The organism is Spirosoma flavus (assembly GCF_054778555.1).
This window is the reverse complement of record NZ_BAAGZL010000001.1, coordinates 103,192-120,541: the sequence shown is the minus strand read 5'-3', so window position 1 is coordinate 120,541 and position 17,350 is coordinate 103,192. Positions and strand designations below refer to the sequence as shown.

The window sequence follows — 17,350 nt, the reverse complement described above, 5'->3', positions numbered from 1 at the left end:
TTTACAACCCAGCAACTTTAAAACCTTTGCGTGTGTCCGGACAGCGTAACAGCGTCTTGCCAATAGTGACGGAGCGATGCCAAGCATTGAACCCATTGGTTGAATCCGTTAGGTTTTACTATAAACGAATTGCTGTGCAGCCCATAGGATTGCATGATATCAGCCTGATCGTCGGAGATGCTGAGCATGACAACCGGAATTTCCTGATAAACGTAGTGCGTTTTCAGAATTTGCAATACGTTCAAGCCAGCTTCGAGTTTGGGCAGGTATAAATCCAGTAAAATTAATTTAGGTAACGGTCCGCTACATTCCAGGCAATCTTCCAGATAATCGAGTGCCTGAACTGCATTTTTACGCCAGATAGGGTCAACTTCGGGGAAAACTTTTTGCAGAGTCCACTCAATCATGAACCATTCATCGGCATTATCTTCGATGACCAGCAGTTTATTTTGTTGTACTTGTTTGGTTAGAGGACTCATTTTTCGAAAAAAGAGGGTTTGAGAATCTGTTTAATCTTCTAAATAGCACTGTCTGTTACTCCTGAATAAAGCCGACGTAGCGTTTAATTCAGCATCTGATCCTTTGTTTGATTAATTGTCATATTCCTTAAACAAAATATTTATTTAGTTGCTTATCTATTATAGGTAAACCATCTTCCGTCATTATTTTTCCAATTAATACTAGTAAATCAATAGACATAGATAACTTAGTATCACTTTCCCCTCAACTTATGACCTATATGAATAATACTGAGCAAACACACCGAAATTTCGCCCGGGCAAAAATGCTGGTCATCGAAGACAGTGCTGACCACTGGCAGCTTTTGAAAAAGGCAATGCAGCAGGTGCTTCCTGAAGTAACGCCCGTACACGCCCAGACTGCCGATCAGGCCATGCATTTACTTAGTGAATGGAGTATGCAGGAGTGGGAGCTACCAAAGCTTATTTTGCAGGATTTGTATGTGCCAACTCGCGATGCAGGCTGGCAGTTACTGAACCAAATCAAAAGATTACCTGCGGCCAGCAGCCGTATCCCGGTTGTTATTCTGAGTTCATCCAGTTCTCGGGACGATATCGAAGAAGCATACCTTTTTGGCAGTGCGTCGTATTTAATCAAACCCATTGATTTTCAGGGCTGGATCAGTTTCTTTCAGGAATTACGGGCCTACTGGTGGGAAACCGTTTCGTTGCCGCCTATCCACTTTTCGTAATAGTCAACGTTTACATCACGCGACCGACGCCATAGAAACTGTATTTGGAAGGGCTACTACCCGCAACCAGAACTGACAGATCCTTTCCAGCACGCTTTCCACGACCGGATAGCCACCAGACAACGTAATAACGGAGTTTGCCTGATGCTGATACCCGTTAATAATGTGCTGATCGGCCGGCGACACGATCAGAATAACTGGAATCCGACAAAGTGATTTGTCTGCCTTTAACCGTTGAAGTGTACGCAAGCCTTCCAGCATCGACGTTCGGGTATCGATAAAAATCAACGATGGGTAATCGCGGAGCATCAGTGGCTTCAACAAATCAGGCAAAGACGTACTGCTTTTGGTCATATGCAGTTTATACCCGAACTTTTTATTCGTGACGATCTGGTTCAAAATCGGCATCAGGCCCTCGTCTTCCGTCGCCAGGAATACAAACGCACTTGCGGTTTTCTCGCTGACCAAATTTGTTGTTTCAGCGTTTGTTTCGCGAAGGATGCCGCCAGAATTATTTATTTCGGCCTGTCGTTCCAGTAAATCAATCACTGTTTGTAACCGACGACGGCTAACCGGGAATACATCACCCGTATCCAGGTAAACCTTCCCCGACATTTTCCGGCGCGGAGGCTGATAAAGTTTAGTAATATATGCCGGGTTGATCAATGCTGTTTTATGGACCCGGATAAAATCGGGCAATAATGTTTCAAGGTAGCTGATCGGCTTTGCCAGCAACCTTTTTTCTCCGTCCCGAAAGTAAACCCAACTATAATTGTTGGCTCCTGACAGATAATTGATGCGCTCAGGGTGAAGCAGCGTCGGTTTGATAATACTCATAGAACTTGCTGGCTACGTAACACACAAGAGGACAACGGCTACGTATATCTTAGTGCGACTGTTTCTTTTCAATCTAAAAACGTAACACGGCTACTCCGACTAAGTTTTATTCACCCGGCTGACGTATAAATTGATGAGGAAACGGCCCGAAAACGGTACAGTTTCAAGCTGTTCAGACCCACCATTACAAACCTTGTGACGTGAGGTCGGTTATGCTACCATAGAATGGGAAGCCGAACAGGCCACTCGTGATCCGGCTCCCGGAATATACTCAGAACCATCAACGTAGTAAACTTACATGCACTTATCAACCTCAACTAAAACTCTCCTTTGGGCCGCAGCCGGGGTGGTTACGCTGGCTTCCGTCAGAGCCGTACTGGCCCGAAAACGTAAATTCGATTTCCGTGGAAAAACGGTAGTTATAACCGGAGGCTCCCGCGGCCTTGGCCTTGAGCTGGCCAGGCTATTTATACAGGAAGAAGCGAAACTTGCAATCTGTGCGCGTTTGGAAGGAGAACTTGCCACTGCCCGGCAGGAATTGGAACAGCTGGGCGGTTCAGTATTTACGCAAGTTTGTGATATTACCGATAAAATGCAGGCTGAACAATTTATTCGATCTGTTCAGCAGGAAGTGGGTCCAGTGGACGTATTGATAAACAATGCGGGGGTTATCAGCGTAGCGCCTTTTGAGCACGTTACGGAAGATGATTTCCGGGAAGCGATGGACACGCATTTCTGGGGGGCCTTCCACCTGATCAACGCAGCCCTGCCGCAGATGCTGGAGCGGGCCAAACGAGGGGAGTCGTCGGGACGTATCGTTAATATCTCGTCGATAGGTGGCAAAATTTCGGTTCCGCATCTCCTCCCCTACTCGGCCAGTAAATATGCGCTGGTTGGCTATTCGGAAGGTTTGCGGGCGGCTCTACAGAAATACGGCCTCTACGTAACAACTATCTGCCCCGGCCTGATGCGTACTGGCAGTCCACGTAACGCTACGTTCAAAGGGCAGCATCGCAAAGAATACGCGGCTTTTAAAATTGGCGATTCAATACCTTTGTTCACCATGAATTCGGAGGATGCCGCTCACGAAGTTCTGGAAGCCTGCCGGTATGGTGAAGCCGAACGTCTTCTGGGCGGACCCGCTAAACTTGCCAGCGCCATTCAGGGCGTAGCACCCGGCCTGTTGTCCGAAATCATGGGTTTCGCCAATACGCTTTTGCCCAATCCGGGTGGCATCGGCGAATACCGGGCATCCGGCGCTGCCAGTGAAACCCCGTTATCTTCGTCTTTTTTGACCAACCTTACTGACCAAGCTGCGGAGAGAAACAATGAGATTTAACGTAACACAAGAGGAAATCCGCGCTACGTTACGTTAAATCCTGATACCAGAATCCGCTATCCCAACCGCCCTCAGACGAATACGTTCGCCGAACGATTTCGCCTTTCACAAACGGAATGGGCGACGAAAATATAGGGCCATCGTACACAAACGAATGATATTCCCCATTTTCACCGCAGGGATCGACGGTTTTGGGCAAGTCTTTGAGCAAGTCCAAGTTGAGTTCGCGACCAACAAAATCAGCTGGCAGTTGTTTTTCATTGACGCATACCAGCACCGCCCGGAACCCCAGATCAACAAATTCGTGAATCAGTTCAGTCGTGTTACGTTGCCAGAGCGGAAAGCTGGCTTTCAGATTCACCTGTGCTAGTTGGGCTTCGCGATACTGGCGCAGATCGTCCAGAAAAATGTCGCCAAAAATGGCCGTTGTAATGTCCTGTGCTGCAAATTTCTGTAGCATTTCGGCCATTCGAGCGTTGTAAAGTTCCATCGATACGTCGCCGGCCAAACGTAGCATTTCTAACGGAATCTGTAGCCGATCTGCCTGTTTTTGAAGCAGTTCAATACGAACGCCATGCATACTTACCCGTTGATGCTGCTCATTCACTGACGTTAGTAGCGACGTAATGTTCCACTGCCCCGACCGTAGGCTATGATACAGAGCGAGGGCCGAATCTTTGCCCCCGCTCCAGTTCATAATGGCCCGATCGCGACTCATCGAAAATAAAAGCCTGATGGCGCAATTTCGGCCTTTACGGAGTCGATCAACGTACCACCTTCATCGTACCGCACTACGTATCCCGCCTGCTTATACGACGGAACGACTGCCCCATAAATCACTTTCGTTTGCGGATCAACACCCAGCGCATTAAACGAACGGGCGATTTTCTGCATGCCCGACGCTGTGCTCGAGCTGGTATCAAGCCGGTACGTTCTGCCATTCAGCGTGTAGTAAAAAGCTCTTCTATCAGCGTTGAACGTAACATTGGCTGGTGCAGACGCAAATGTCAATCGCTTGAGTGTGGCACGGGTGGCAGGCTCAATCTGAAATAAATCTTTTGCGGCCAGTATCCAGAGCTTCCCATCGGCGTCAAGCCCGATTGGTTCCGGCGTTGCAACAAAATCGATCCGTTGCTTCACCTCGTCGGTATTGGCGTCGACAATTAGTAGGGTTTTATCTCCGCTGTAGGTAGTGCTGCCCACAAACACCTCCGTTCCGGCCAGCACCATGCGTTCGGCTCCTTTCACGGCTGGTATTTTCTTTGTGACTTTACTGGCATTCAAATCAACAACAGCGATATAGCCCGGATCTTTGTAGAACGTGCCTTTCGAGAAATCGCCTGATACGTCCCAGCAGCTAACGTAGGCCCGATTTGGCCCAACCTGAATCACCTGACGCGGATTTTCAATATCCGGCGATTTCAGCGTAAAGCGCGTTTTAAAATTCGGAGACTCAACTACTTCTACCTTGTCCTGCCCGGCCGTGCTATTATCAACCAGAATCAGCCCTTTGCCGCTTATATCAGCATAGCCCTGAATACCACCGCTTAAGGTCATAGTAGGATTAGAAGTCCTGAAAATATCGGTCAAAATAGTCTGGCTACCGCGCGGCAAAAATGAAACCGTACCGTTATTATCGCTGAAGTTACCCGAGTTCAGGATAAAAATACCTGACTCATAAGGAGTTGGTTCCGGATCAGACGTTTTACAGTTCCATACGCTCAGCGCCAGTAAAACCAGAGCCAGTCCTTTTGTCGATTGCTTTTTCATTAGGTATTAGAAGGAAAATTAATAATCAGATTGAGCGCCCAGTTACGTCCCGGAAGAGCATTCCGTTTGGCGCTGATGGCTAGCGTATCAAATACGTTGTTTGCCTGTGCCTGCACCCGAACCGGCACCGGGCCAAGTTTCATGAAATGCTCCAGCAATACGTTCGTCAACGTAACACCTTTGAAAAACTGGGTATTGTCGAACGTAACGTAGCGCCGGGAGGTCGTTTGCGCTTGGATGGTCAGCCGCGTTTTGGCGCGTTGCACATAGGCGTTGAACGTACCGGTATGCACCGGAATATAAACCAGTTGTTTACCGACTACGTCCTGCGCATACGTATCATACACCCGTTCCTGCGACGCCCGCGTGTAAGCATATCCCGTCCGCAAACCCGCCTGCCAGCCATTTCGTGCATAAGTCAACGTAGTCGTGAATTCCAGCCCGCGTGCCACGACCAGTTGCAGATTTTCGACATGGTAGTTTTTAGCCGGGTTCCAGTATGCCCAATCATCGACGCGATTATGGTACGCGGTGGCCTCGGCAGTTAATTTTAGTTGATCGGAGAACGTAGCAGTTGCAGCCAAGCCACCTTCTATGTTCATACCACGTTCCGGTCGCTGGTCAGGATTGCCCAGTACGAGCCAGTATCGCTCATTCAACGTAGGAACGCGATAGCTATAACCAATTGAACCTTTGGCAATTACATTCCAGATGCTATGTTGAATCAGTTTATATTCTACACCCAGTGAAGGGGTCAAAGGCGGGTTGAAGCGTGTAACAAACGCCTGCCGAACATTAGCCGATACCAGCCAGCGATTGGTCTGGAGACGTAGCAACGCGTATAAATCCTGTCGATTTTCGGTAATTAATCCGCCACCATAGCCATCCGTTCGCGTGCGATAATGCGACCATTCTCCACCAACGCGCAGATTTAGATTGACGGATTGATGGCCCGGCCAAAGATTAAATTCCCGTTCGACACGACCAATAAACCGGTCCGTTTCGGTATGACTTGGGTTTGAGAAATCTTCTTTGGCGTAATCAATCAGATCGCGAATCCAGCCCAGTCGAATGCTCAGCTGATTGGCTTCATACGTAGTAAGAAAACGAGCCGATTGCGTGCGGGTACGTTCGCGCGCAATGGTGTCCTGCGGGGCGATAATTAGGTCATTATCAGTCAGCCACGCATTGACTGAAATCTGTTTCCCGCTTTTGTGGCGAAAGAATAAATCCTGAACCAGCCCGCGTTGCGCCGTTGTCGATGGTTCGACGAAATAGCCGCTACGTTCCTGGTAAGGATATTTATTGTTGAGCTGATGCCGATATCCAAACGTTCGTCCAGAAAGCTGCCAGTTTTCGCCCAGTTTGGCACCATACCGAATCCCCAATTGCGTCTGGTAATTCTGAAACGACGCCAGTTGCTGACCTAACGTAACACTGAATTTCTGTTTCCAGTTAGGCGCACTGCTCAACAAAACGCTCCCCCCTACAGCATCAGAGCCTACTACGCATCCACCCGCCCCATACTGCACCGATAATCGGTCGAAACCAGCTACGGGAAGTGTTGAAAAATCGGTTTGCCCCAGGTTCGGCTGGTTGATGTTGATGCCATTCCAGAGTACAGCCGTGTGGTTCGCCGATGTACCGCGAAACGAAACCGTTGCCAACTGGCCAGAGCCGTAATTTTTGAAAGCCAATGGCGTATTGAACGTCAGTAGATCAGTCAGTGAGCCAAACTGAAACTGGAGCAACGTAGTAGAATCGATACGTTGAAGTTTCTGCCCGGCAATGAACCGTTCGGGCGCAATGGCACGTACCGTCACCGCCGACAGCGACACCACCGAACTCGTCCGCAACGTATCGTTTTGCGCCACGCTACGTTGCCCGGCTCCTAAACCGACAAACAGGCCCAATACCCACCACCGAAGGGCTTGCATTTCACAGTTGATGTTAAAAAGTGTGTCGAAACCAGTTGGTTTCTATCGACACGCGGTTGAGATGTTTCCTCCGAACAGCAGAACAGCGGATGATCGTCGGCAGGTCTCCTGACTCATCACATCGGTCCGGGCCTTCCCGCACTGATAATCAGCACAGTGACCATGTAGAGAGAACCGAAGTTGTAATGTAGGATGTAAGATATATGGTGTATAATGTATGATGGCTAAACCTATCGCCGTCTATCATATATTATACATCATACTTCATACATTATTCATTACAAAATGATTTACAGTTGCGGGGACAGCGCTGGGGTTGCACCAACTTCCCTTTTAAGCCTTGAAAGCCATCTCGAAATGACATCAGGCACCGAAAACTAAGCGCAAAGGTAGCGTTATTTGCAGAATATCTTAACAATCTGATTTATGAATCCATCGCTCTGGTCGCTACGTGGTCAACGCGCGCTTGTTACGGGCGGCACTAAAGGTATCGGCGAAGCCATTGTTTCTCAGTTCCTTGAGCTGGGAGCATCTGTGTTTATCGTCGCTCGCGACAATACATTACTTCAGCAGAAATTAGCGGAATACCGAGAACAAGGCCATACCGTGGAAGGCATAGCTGCCGACGTGAGTCAGCCGAACGTAGCGGCTCAGGTTATCGAAGCTGTTACTAATACGTGGGGAAATCTCGACATTCTGGTGAACAACGCCGGTACGAACATTCGCAAACCCACCGCCGATTACAGTTCCGCTGATTATGACGTAGTACTGAACACCAACCTACGCTCGGCTTACGAAATGACGCAGGCTGCTTATCCGCTCCTAAAATCGTCGGATACGGGTGGGCGGGTTATTTTTGTTTCGTCGGTGTCGGGATTGGCAAGTACGAGCAGTGGATCGCTTTACGGCATGACTAAAGCCGCGCTGGTGCAACTGACTCGAAATCTGGCAGTAGAATGGGCTGGCGATGGTATCCGGGTCAATTCGGTAGCGCCCTGGTACATCAAAACGCCCCTGGCCTCGCCGGTGCTGAACAATCCGGAGAAACTGGCGGGTATTCTCAAACGAACACCCATGAACCGCGTTGGCGAACCGGAAGAAGTCGCATCGGTAGTTTCATTCCTGAGTATGCCCGCTTCGGGTTACGTCACCGGCCAAACAATTGCCGTTGATGGCGGTTTGATGGCGTGGGCGTTTTAAGCGTTAGAAGTTATAAAGCACCGTTTTTATCGTTTAGACCGACTGACGGAATGATAAAAACGGTGCTAAAATAAGTGAACGCTTACACGCCGGCCACCATCGCCTTCATTTTGGCCATCGCGGTTTGCGTGACGGTTGCGGCATCCTGTGCGTAGTAGTTTTTATTGAATACTTCCAGCGACAGAATAATAGGCTGGTCGGTGCGCTTGATGATCTTGAGCGTTTCCTTGATTGGCGCGATGCCGTCGCCGGGAAAAACACGGTCGGCATCGGTGATTTTTTCGCGAGGAAAATCCTTTGTGTAATCGTTGACGTGGAAGATTTCCATCGCCGGTTTACCGACCAGTTTTAAACTTTCAACCGGCGTGCCGCCTTTGTAGAGGTGATAAATATCGAGCAGTACCCGCGCCGATGGATGTTTGCTTTCGATGGCCACAAACATAACTTCGCTCAGCTTGCTCAGATTTGGCGAAAAGCCCCACAATTCCAATTGGGGTACGACGCCCGTTTTGTCGCCTATTTCCAGAATGGCCCGGTAGCGTTCGGCAGCCTGGTATAAGTCTACTTTAGCGCTTCCCGGCGTTTGCGCCCCGATGGGGGGCGTAGCCACACGTTTACAACCAACTTCCGCCAACATTTCCATTTCGCGCTTCATCTGGTCGAGACCTTTCGTGCGGGTAGCTTCATCGTCTACAATCCAGGGCGCAAATCCGATAGCGTTTTCCACTTTGATACCCGTGTCAGACAGCACTTTACGCGCATCGGCGGCCGTAGCACCCGATTTCAGGTACGTTTGCAGGGTTTCAATCCATATCTCCACCGAACGAAAACCCGCTTTAGATGCCACTTCCAGTTCTTTCACAAAGCCAAGTTTATGACCCCGAATCGTGCTCATATTCAGGCACAAAGTAAATGGAGCGGCAGCAGTTGGGTTAGCTGAGGGCAAAGCCGACGTTGACGTAAGTGATGCACCAGCGGTGACCGTCAGGGCGGTTAGGGCTTGGCGACGGGTTACGGATTGAGCCATAAAGCAGGACGAATAATAGCGAAAGCGATTTTCCCCAACAGTGAGGAGGTTATTGATTTACGCAGACAAAAACCAAAAATCTGGCTAAACTACTGCTTCAAAGCAAGGGATCGTTCACCTGCGTATCGAACACGCCCGTCAGTACGCGCCCGTTACGTTTCACCTGTACCCAAATCCGGTAATGCCCCGCCCGAGGAAACGCATACGGAAACTCAACCATGTTATTGACTTTCATCGCATGATCCATACCGGGCATTGCGGCCGCCAATAACTTATTTTTTTCGGTTTCAGGCAGCGTTTTCAGCTTCTGTACGTAGGCGTCGATGCTGTCGCGGAATTGAACGGCGTTGGGGTAATGAAACGTCCGCGACGTATCGGCAATCCGTCCCACCATTGATCCTTCGGCCGCCATCGAATACGTACCGACGGGGTGAAGATGGATATATACCGACCCGTCAGAACGTAGTATGGCGGCATGGCCGGGCATTCCCAGATACGGTTCCAGTGCAGCCGCTTTGCCCTTTGCATCAGCAACGGCGAATTTCAGCGTATAGAGTTTGCCTGATTCCAGTATTTGACTCGGTTTATCCATCCAGAGCATCGTTGACCCATCTTCCAACGTAACGCTGGCCCCGGGTTTCCCGCAAACCACCATGTCGTTATCAAGATGCGGTACGTTTACGGCATTGGCTTTCACGCCCATCGGTTCGGTAACGAGCCAGCTATCGTCTGGGTCGGAAGGCTTGGCGTTGGCAGCTGCTTCGGCGCTGATCTTCAAAAACGGTACGTCGATGGTGTCGGTTAATGTTTCGGTGAAGCCGCTCCGGTATACGACATCTGAATAAACCAGGTATTTCCCTCCCGGCAGCATTGTTGGCAAAGAAGCATCATAATTTAACGTATCGCGCCGGTTTGGGTGCAAGTGCGCGAATGCATCTAACCCCGGTATCCGCACTACAAACGTATGCATCAGCTTTCCGTGATCGGGCAGCAGGTAGCTGAAAAGCCGTTTTTGCTGATTGCCCGCTTTGGCTGTATCGAACTGAATAGTGAGCTGCCGTTGGGCATCAGCGATACGCACCGACGTATTGATTCGAGCTGGCTTATAAAGTTGTTCGCTCTTATATTCCTCAGCCGTACTGTTCCACCACGACCGCCAGCCGGCCATAATTAACGTAACGGTAACCAGTCCGATAGCCATACCAATGAATCGTTTACGACGTAACGCAGTTGTTACCGGCTGGCCGGGCGACGTAATCCCGTCTGCATTGCTGGCTCCGATAATTGTAATCAGCATCACAATTAGCAGCAGGCCCATTGCCGCCAGGCCCCAGCCTGTTCCGGCAGGCATATCACGCATAGCGGTAGCAATGGCCACTACCGGCACTACCACCTGTTGTTTTCCGTCGGGACCGTCGATGCTTATTTCTACACTCGATGAGCCCGAATCCATCAACCACAAATCGCCCTCGTAGCGGTTCTGGTCAACGTGTGTTAGAACATCGTGCGTGGGTGCGCCTTTGTCACCAGACCGGAAATAGATAGGTCGCGCACCAATTTCGCGAACGCGCCCCTGTTCGACAAAGACCGTCACTTTCGCCGTTCCAGGTACTACGTCGGGTGGACTAACGCTAATCAGAAGCTGGTATTTACCGACCTTCTTTTGAACGATAATACCCGAACTACCAACGTGCGCCGTGGCAATAATTGAGTACGTGAATGAGACAATAAATGAATAAAACAGGACGTACCATTTTATTCGATTGCTATTTATAATCGAGGACATTCTAGTTTTTTGTTTCAGTTCTTATTGGAAAATTTACCGTGCTATGCGTTTCATCCAGTTACCCCAGTAGAGGCCGACGCGGGCGGATAATGTGGCATAGAGAAGCGATTTGGCAAAACCCATCCAGAAATCGGCGGACGATTGCTGATACCAGGGAGCAAATTCAAAGCGGTATTTCCAGTCCGGCGGGCTGTCGTAGGACCAGGAATTCGACAGAAAGAAACCGTTACGTGCGTAAGGCGACGTCTGCAAAAATTCGCCAAATGGCCATTGAACGGCGAGTAGAATCAACATAAACACCACACCATAAATTAAAGCTAATACCCAGTCGTTCAACTTCTTTTTCCCGTTCGTGGGGTTTTCGAAACGATGCATCAGCCAGTCAAGCGCGAAAGCGGGCACAATGAGCAGCATCGGAAAATGAAAAGGCTGGTAGTGCGTAATTGGATTCAGCACTGGTCCGAGCCGGGGCGTAGCCGAAAAGAAGGGAAGGATCCAGCTTGGCAACAGGAGTGCCAGCATGTACAGTCCGGCGATAATGGTTATTGGCCAACGTAGCAGCGACGCCCGACCAACCGCCAGCAGATAAAACGGCAGTACGATTGCCGCCGTAGCGTAGTATACCGAGTTATGCGATTCAAATTTCCCCATCGACTCCGAGGCCATTGAAAAGAGCATAGCCAGCAGCAGAGCAGCCGCAACCGCAAACAGCCATTTCAACCGGGTGGCACGGGGGCCATCGAGCAACAATTCGGCTTCGGGCAGGGTGCGATACTGATTCTGAAGGGCCAATACACCCACCATCGCACCAAATTGCACCGTCATGATACCGATGGCCAGAATGGTATGCGGTGGGGTTAAAATCTGAACGTCAAGGCCATACGTATTATGCCACCAATCATCGAAAGGAGCCGACGTTAGCATCATCAGCGCCCCCCACACGCAGAACATGGCCCCCAGTGGCCCATAAAAAACGCCCCAGAAGGGAACGGCCTGGGTTCGGCCGGGATGATTTCGGGAAAAGGTCAGGTTCAGAATTTGGTAGGCAGAAAAAAGCCCCGCGACAATGGCACCGACATAAATTACTACGTGCGGAGGGGCCAGTAGACCATCGCGGCCAATGCTCATGTGCCACATGATGTCCCAGAGCAGGCCCATGACCACACAAAACGAGGAAAAAACAACAGCGTAGATGTAACTCTGAATGCTTGGAAAAGAGGAAGAAACGGCTGGGCGCATTTTTGGAACGAATTTGGCTATTCAAAATTAATGATGCTGGATCAGACAAAAAGGTTGCGTTCTATTAATCGGTAATATGACCTGCTGAATTAGCAAAAAAACTTACCCAACCGTTTGCTACGTTCAGATAGTACGTTTTGGGTTCTCTGATTCAACGGAACACGAATCAACTGATTTCTAGCGTTATTTGCATAATTATTCCCATAATACAGTCATATTACCATGCTACGTTTAAAAGCGTCTTTTCGGGTTTCTTCACTTACACTCACTTTATTACTGCTCGGCATAACCCTTTTTATGAGTGGCTGCGTACCTGATTTTCTGCTTTCTGATCCCGATTGGGTGGAAATCGATGCCGGAGAACACGAGCCGAACCCGAAACGCAAAGTAGGTATTACGATTGCTCCTACTGAAATCACCGCCACCGTTACGTTCGATAGCAGCTGTATTTACGACATTGGCCAAGCCGATGCCGACGACTGGAATAAAGTCATCGGTATAGGCTTTGTTGGTTCGAAAGATCAGGACATTACGACTGGCGTACCTCCGCATCAGGTCGATGGCGCACGGGTTGGCTGGCGCTGGAATCCGACGCGGAAACGTATCGACTTGGGCGCGTATGTGTATGTCGGTGGCGTACGTACCGACTTTAAAGTGGCTGAAGCTGCGATTAATACGCCGACCAAAATGACCATCAAAATCGATTACGACCGCAAAGTCTATCAGATTCTGGGCGGCAAAACGATTCCGTTTACCCACAACAAGACCTTTGGCTACAACACAGGATTGTATTTCGGTGGCAATCAGCCCGCTCCGCACAAGATTCGCGTAAAGATTGTCGATTAATTAAAGGCCCCGACAGGCTCTGGCTGTCGGAGTCGCGTCAGCGACTAATTATGTAGCTACAAACCATCCGGCAACTCCGACAGCCGGAGCCTGTCGGGGCCTGTTAGGTACGTAGCAGCTCCAGTTTTATATCTAGACGCAGGAATAAAGAGTAATACTTCGGTAAAAGACTCTTTTTTCTGCGTCTTTTCTTTTTTCCCAAGATGACTATTTCTCCCTTTGACATCATTTTGCTGCTGGGTACGGTGCAGGGATTTATCCTCGCTACGTTGCTCTGGACAAATAAAAAGGGACGTCAACTCTCGAATCGGCTGCTTGCTACGTTGATTGGCTTATTGGCGATGATGAGTCTGGCGGTGGGTTTTCCGCAAACAAACAGATTGGTTGGCCTCACGTTCGAATTGTTGCCGTTTATTATGGCGATGCCCATTGGGCCACTCATCTATTTTTATAGCCAATCAATGCTGGACGCTTCATTCCAGCTCGGCAAACGCGAACGACGCCATTTTTACCCGGTTATTCTGGACATGGGCGCAAAAATTATCGGCTGGGTATTTATCGCAGGGCTGATTTTAGGCTTTTTCGAGCAGAAATCAGGTCCTTTCTGGGGATACGTTATGGATGAATACAACGCTTACGTCGACATTCCTCGATGGGCTTCAGTAACGATTTACTTATTTCTGACAAGACGGTTTTTGAATCGATACGAGACTTCCGTTTCGAGCGCCAACTATCCGCAACTGCGCTGGCTTCGGCAGTTCGTTCTGGTGTTTCTTGTCTTTCAGACCATCTGGCTGATTCACCTGATTCCCTACATTTATCCGGCCTCGCGATATCCTTTGCTCGACCTGTTTGGCTGGTATCCAATTTACATTCCGATCACCATACTTATTTACTGGCTTGGCCTGAAAGGGTATCTTCATACCCGTACGGAGAACGTAGCGCAACCTGCGCCAAAACCGGCCGGGGCAGAATTGCCAGAAAATACAGTAAATCAGGTGGCCGATACGTTGCGGAAAGCGATGGTAACAGACCGGCTCTTTCTGGATCCTGAGTTGACCGTCGAGAAAGTAGGACAACACACGCAATTGCCACCGAAACTCATTTCGGCGGTGCTGAATCAGCATTTGCACAAGGGATTCAATAGCTTCATCAACGAATACCGCATCAGGGAGGTAACGCTACGTCTTATCGACCCCGCTTATGAACGCCTGACACTCACTGGAATTGCTTTCGATTGCGGCTTCAATTCGCAGGCTACATTTCAGCGGACATTTAAGCAATTAACGGGCGTATCGCCCAAAGAATACCTGAGTCAGCACGCAAAAAATACCAATCAAATCCAGATTTGAGCAGATTACTACGTTGTTTTTAGCCTGGTTTGCCCTAAAAACAACGTATCATGAAAACGTTTTTGTTAGCCTTCGCTACGTTCCTGATTGCGGCTTCATTTACATTCGTATCGGCCCAATCCACGGCTGAAAAACTCGAACAATACCTACAGGCCGCTGCGGATTTGCATCGCTTAAACGGCTCGGTGCTTATTGCCCAGAAAGGTAAAATTCTGATTCAGAAAGGCTACGGCTGGCGAAACGAAGCCGCAAAAATCCCCAACGATACGTCGAGTATTTATCAGCTGGGTTCGATTACAAAAACGTTTACCGGCGCGGCCATTCTGCAATTACAGGCCGAAGGCAAGCTTTCGGTCAAAGACAAACTCAGCAAATATTTTCCCGATTTCCCCAACGCTGACCGGATTACCCTGGACGATTTGTTTGCGCACACATCGGGCATTTACGATTACAAAGGTTTTCTTTATCAGAAAGACGGTCCAGATAAGATCGATTTTACGCGTCCAATCGACAAAAACCGGCTGGTGTCGATGTTTAGCAATAAGCCCACTACCGGAAAACCAGGGGGCGACGTGAATTATACGAATTCAGGCTATTATCTGCTGGGATTGCTCATTGAAAAACTAACCGGAAAACCATTTGAAACCGCCATCAGGGAGCGTTTTCTGACACCGCTTGGGCTCACGAACACCGGCTTCGATTTTACCAATTTGAAAAAATCGGGCAAAACCGTCGGCTATACGTATCGCAAAGACTCCGTTTTGGTGGCAGAAGCGCCCATCGACTCAACAGCGGGTTATGCGGCTGGCGGTATGTATAGCACGGTAGGCGATTTGTACCGTTGGGCGCGGGCGATTCAGGCCAACCGATTTCTGAGTAAAGCCGATTGGCAGCGTTCATTTACGGGTATTGGTAAAACAATGTGGAGTTATGGCTGGGGCATCAATAAATTTAAGGGAAAACAGACGCTTGTGTTTCAGAACGGTAACCTGCCTGGGTACGCTACGTTCTTTGTGCTGATTCCCGAAGAGGATATCGTCTATATTTTGCTGGCTAACGTCGATGATGCATCGGACCTCACAACACTCGAGCCAATGCTTCGCGATTTGGTATTTATTACGTTCGGAGAGCCCTATCAAATACCAAAAAATCGGAAAAGTATTACGCTCGATGAAAGCGTACTGCGTCAATACGTCGGAAATTATCAGCTCGATCCAAAACGGATTCTGTCCATTACGTTCGATAAAGGAAAACTTTTCTTACAGGTGACCGGCCAAAGTAAATTCGAAATCTTTCCCGAAACTGAAACCGACTTTTTCCTCAAGGCTGTTGATGCACAGTTGACGTTTCATAAGCTGGCAACGGGAAACGTATCGCAGGTGGTTGTTCATCAGAATGGCGATTTTGTGGCCAAGCGGATAACGCCGTAGTGAAGAGTCTGTCTAAATTTCCTCCCTGGTACGGGCTAATCTTGTAAGAGTTCGTCGCCTAGCGACCTTATGTTTGTAGCAATTAGTGGTTCAAATTTTTAGTTGCCGTCGCTACGCGACGGAGGGGTTTCTTTGCTTCTTTTTTCTATAAACATTAGGTCGCTACGCGACGAATCCATTCACGATTAGCAGTGATGACAGGGATTACCTATTCTGCAAAGTCAGGTTCTTCAACCTGACTTTGCAGAAAGTGCATTTCACTTTTTTCAATTTTTTTCGAAACCGAGTAAGGGTTACCCCTTCGGCGCGCGACTTAGGACTTGTAACATCCCTAAGCCATGCCGAAAATTTCTCCCTCCCTACTTGACAAATACCTCAGGAACGACTGTACGGAGCAGGAAAAGCAACAGGTAGAAGCCTGGTATGCCTCCCTGCAAAACAACACCGATTACCTGAGTTCGTTTCCCGAAACCGAACAGCAGCAATTGCAGGACGATACGTTCCTGGCCATTCAGGAGCGGTTATCTGTCGATCATGAGCCAATAATCCGGCGGATTTCATGGGGATGGACGGCCTGGCTGGCGGCCTCCATACTGCTGGCGATTGGCGTTTATGTAACGTATCGGGACTCCGCTAAACAGATCGCTGCTTTTGATCAGTCGAAAACACGTCAATCCAGTCACGTAACGGTGGCTAATGCCATTCATTTCACCAATAAACAAGCTCGGCCAGTTGTTCATAAGTTGCCCGATGGCAGTTCGGTCTGGATGCATGCAGGAGCTTCCATTACGTACCCAAAGCAGTTCGAGCTCGACAATCGGCGGGTAACGTTTTCGGGCGAAGGCTTCTTCGACGTAACGAAAGACAAAACGCGGCCATTCTTCATTCACAGTGGCGAAATTGACATTAAAGTATTGGGAACCAGCTTCAACGTAAAGGCGCTCACTAGCAGTAAAGTTTTTCAGGTGGCGGTTGTAACGGGACGGGTGCAGGTAAGCGCATCGGACCATACGCAGAAAAAACAGCAGGTTATTCTGAAACCGCAGCAGCAGGCTACCTTCGAAATCGACTCCAAACGGCTTACTGCTACGTTGATTCCGACCCCTTCCCGGAAGGCTATTTATGAGCCAATCAACATTGTATTTGACAACGCGCCTTTAGATCAGGTTTTAGCCAGCTTACAGAAACGATTCAACGTAACATTCCGGCTGGTGAATCCCAAACTCAGCTCCTGCCGACTGAACGCTGATTTTGAGCATCAGGCTTTACCCGACATTATGGAAATGCTTTGTGCGGCCCTTGACGTAACATACACGATGTCGGGCAACACGATTGTACTTAACGGCACTCCCTGCGAATAGGACTGTGAATCAACGT

The 17,350-nt window shown here is 49.1% G+C and carries 15 protein-coding genes and 1 riboswitch; of the genes, 7 read left to right on the top strand and 8 right to left on the bottom strand.

Annotated features, from left to right (window positions below; genetic code table 11):
- Nucleotides 1–17: 17 nt before the first annotated feature.
- On the bottom strand, nucleotides 18–479 hold the full coding sequence (locus ACYVF1_RS00450) for a response regulator (protein WP_461074495.1): 462 nt from the start codon (nucleotides 477–479) through the stop codon (nucleotides 18–20).
- Nucleotides 480–739: 260 nt separating this feature from the next.
- Between ACYVF1_RS00450 and ACYVF1_RS00445 the strand changes: the two genes are divergently transcribed.
- On the top strand, nucleotides 740–1,210 hold the full coding sequence (locus ACYVF1_RS00445) for a response regulator (RefSeq protein ID WP_461074493.1): 471 nt from the start codon (nucleotides 740–742) through the stop codon (nucleotides 1,208–1,210).
- A 15-nt stretch (nucleotides 1,211–1,225) separates the two neighbouring features.
- Here ACYVF1_RS00445 and ACYVF1_RS00440 read toward each other — a convergent pair whose 3' ends face one another.
- On the bottom strand, nucleotides 1,226–2,047 hold the full coding sequence (locus ACYVF1_RS00440) for a LytTR family transcriptional regulator DNA-binding domain-containing protein (RefSeq protein WP_461074491.1): 822 nt from the start codon (nucleotides 2,045–2,047) through the stop codon (nucleotides 1,226–1,228).
- Nucleotides 2,048–2,345: 298 nt separating this feature from the next.
- On the opposite strand from ACYVF1_RS00440, the gene ACYVF1_RS00435 reads away from it, so the two are divergent.
- Nucleotides 2,346–3,386: an SDR family NAD(P)-dependent oxidoreductase gene (locus tag ACYVF1_RS00435; protein ID WP_461074489.1), complete on the top strand. Its 1,041-nt coding sequence runs from the start codon at nucleotides 2,346–2,348 to the stop codon at nucleotides 3,384–3,386.
- Nucleotides 3,387–3,414: 28 nt separating this feature from the next.
- On the opposite strand, the gene ACYVF1_RS00430 is transcribed toward ACYVF1_RS00435, so the two are convergent.
- The 3 genes from ACYVF1_RS00430 to ACYVF1_RS00420 are packed head-to-tail and all read right to left on the bottom strand — an operon-like array spanning nucleotide 3,415 to nucleotide 7,093.
- On the bottom strand, nucleotides 3,415–4,104 hold the full coding sequence (locus ACYVF1_RS00430; protein ID WP_461074487.1) for a Dph6-related ATP pyrophosphatase: 690 nt from the start codon (nucleotides 4,102–4,104) through the stop codon (nucleotides 3,415–3,417).
- Nucleotides 4,101–5,156 carry a YncE family protein gene (locus ACYVF1_RS00425; protein ID WP_461074485.1) on the bottom strand — a complete coding sequence of 352 codons (1,056 nt, stop codon included), beginning with the start codon at nucleotides 5,154–5,156 and terminating at the stop codon, nucleotides 4,101–4,103. The genes ACYVF1_RS00430 and ACYVF1_RS00425 overlap by 4 nt, the downstream gene beginning before the upstream one ends.
- Entirely contained in the window at nucleotides 5,156–7,093 is a 1,938-nt protein-coding gene (locus ACYVF1_RS00420) for a TonB-dependent receptor plug domain-containing protein (protein WP_461074483.1), read from the bottom strand. Before ACYVF1_RS00420 ends, ACYVF1_RS00425 begins: the two co-directional genes overlap by 1 nt.
- A gap of 81 nt (nucleotides 7,094–7,174) precedes the next feature.
- Nucleotides 7,175–7,483: riboswitch (cobalamin riboswitch) on the bottom strand.
- A 36-nt stretch (nucleotides 7,484–7,519) separates the two neighbouring features.
- Between ACYVF1_RS00420 and ACYVF1_RS00415 the strand changes: the two genes are divergently transcribed.
- Nucleotides 7,520–8,293: an SDR family oxidoreductase gene (locus ACYVF1_RS00415; RefSeq protein ID WP_461074481.1), complete on the top strand. Its 774-nt coding sequence runs from the start codon at nucleotides 7,520–7,522 to the stop codon at nucleotides 8,291–8,293.
- Nucleotides 8,294–8,375: 82 nt separating this feature from the next.
- Here the strand turns inward: ACYVF1_RS00415 and ACYVF1_RS00410 are convergent, their stop codons facing one another.
- The 3 genes from ACYVF1_RS00410 to ACYVF1_RS00400 form a co-directional block, all read right to left on the bottom strand.
- Nucleotides 8,376–9,320, bottom strand: a complete 945-nt coding sequence (locus ACYVF1_RS00410; RefSeq protein WP_461074479.1) for a sugar phosphate isomerase/epimerase family protein — start codon at nucleotides 9,318–9,320, stop codon at nucleotides 8,376–8,378.
- Between the two features lie 97 nt (nucleotides 9,321–9,417).
- Complete coding sequence (locus tag ACYVF1_RS00405; protein ID WP_461074477.1) at nucleotides 9,418–11,106, bottom strand: hypothetical protein; 1,689 nt, start codon at nucleotides 11,104–11,106, stop codon at nucleotides 9,418–9,420.
- Nucleotides 11,107–11,139: 33 nt separating this feature from the next.
- Nucleotides 11,140–12,345, bottom strand: coding sequence for a hypothetical protein (locus tag ACYVF1_RS00400; protein WP_461074475.1), 1,206 nt, complete (start codon nucleotides 12,343–12,345; stop codon nucleotides 11,140–11,142).
- Nucleotides 12,346–12,567: 222 nt separating this feature from the next.
- Between ACYVF1_RS00400 and ACYVF1_RS00395 the strand changes: the two genes are divergently transcribed.
- The 4 genes from ACYVF1_RS00395 to ACYVF1_RS00380 all read left to right on the top strand — a co-directional run bounded on the left by ACYVF1_RS00395 (nucleotide 12,568) and on the right by ACYVF1_RS00380 (nucleotide 17,334).
- Nucleotides 12,568–13,191 carry a hypothetical protein gene (locus ACYVF1_RS00395; protein ID WP_461074473.1) on the top strand — a complete coding sequence of 208 codons (624 nt, stop codon included), beginning with the start codon at nucleotides 12,568–12,570 and terminating at the stop codon, nucleotides 13,189–13,191.
- 203 nt (nucleotides 13,192–13,394) lie between these two features.
- A complete protein-coding gene (locus ACYVF1_RS00390; RefSeq protein ID WP_461074471.1) occupies nucleotides 13,395–14,543 on the top strand; it encodes a helix-turn-helix domain-containing protein in 1,149 nt (382 codons plus the stop codon).
- Between the two features lie 50 nt (nucleotides 14,544–14,593).
- Nucleotides 14,594–15,973 (top strand): serine hydrolase, encoded by a 1,380-nt coding sequence (locus ACYVF1_RS00385; protein WP_461074469.1) that lies wholly within the window; start codon nucleotides 14,594–14,596, stop codon nucleotides 15,971–15,973.
- A gap of 338 nt (nucleotides 15,974–16,311) precedes the next feature.
- On the top strand, nucleotides 16,312–17,334 hold the full coding sequence (locus ACYVF1_RS00380; protein WP_461074467.1) for a FecR family protein: 1,023 nt from the start codon (nucleotides 16,312–16,314) through the stop codon (nucleotides 17,332–17,334).
- Nucleotides 17,335–17,350 lie beyond the last annotated feature (16 nt).